This is a genomic window from Tamlana crocina (genome assembly GCF_012037625.1).
Genome location: NZ_JAAVJS010000132.1, coordinates 1 through 529 on the forward strand (window position 1 = coordinate 1; position 529 = coordinate 529).

Here is a 529-nt window from a genome sequence, read left to right on the forward strand (position 1 = left end):
ATGATCCTTCCGCTGGAATCGGCTATGTCATTCGCATATACCTCAGCACCAAGAGCAGCCATCACCGCGGCATTCGTACAATCCCCGCACCCCATTTCCAGCACTTTCTTTCCCGCTAATCTATCCATAAAATTATTCTTATAGATCGCAAACCAACTGATCTCGGTAGTAGTAACCGAATTGAGAAAGGCATCAAGGTGGTTGATCCAGTGCAGAATATTCTTCACCTGTCCCTCTTTGTACAGGCGGTCATAATGCTCCTTGTTTTTCTGCTGATTTTCTGTACTCATCAAAACGGCTTCACTTCAATCAATCGGATTTTTAACTCTTTCAGCTTTTCTTCAGGAACCAGCACAGGATATCTTTCAAACATCTCTGAAATCTTTTCTTCTGTAATGCCGGCTTCTACAAATTCCGCTTCGTAAATGTCCAGTTCCACAGACTCAAGATAATCGGCGTATTTTATGTCATTTCCGAAGATCTTGTTCGACATCTTTACCCATACAGCGGGGATACCGTAGGCATGCGC

The 529-nt window shown here is 43.7% G+C and carries 2 pseudogenes; both read right to left on the minus strand.

From position 1 onward, the window contains the following. Positions 1 to 290 (minus strand): annotated as a pseudogene (locus HC176_RS15970) (class I SAM-dependent methyltransferase); the annotation flags it as partial. Continuing rightward, positions 290 to 529, minus strand: a pseudogene (locus HC176_RS15975) (polysaccharide pyruvyl transferase family protein); the annotation flags it as partial. The pseudogenes HC176_RS15970 and HC176_RS15975, both read right to left, overlap by 1 nt.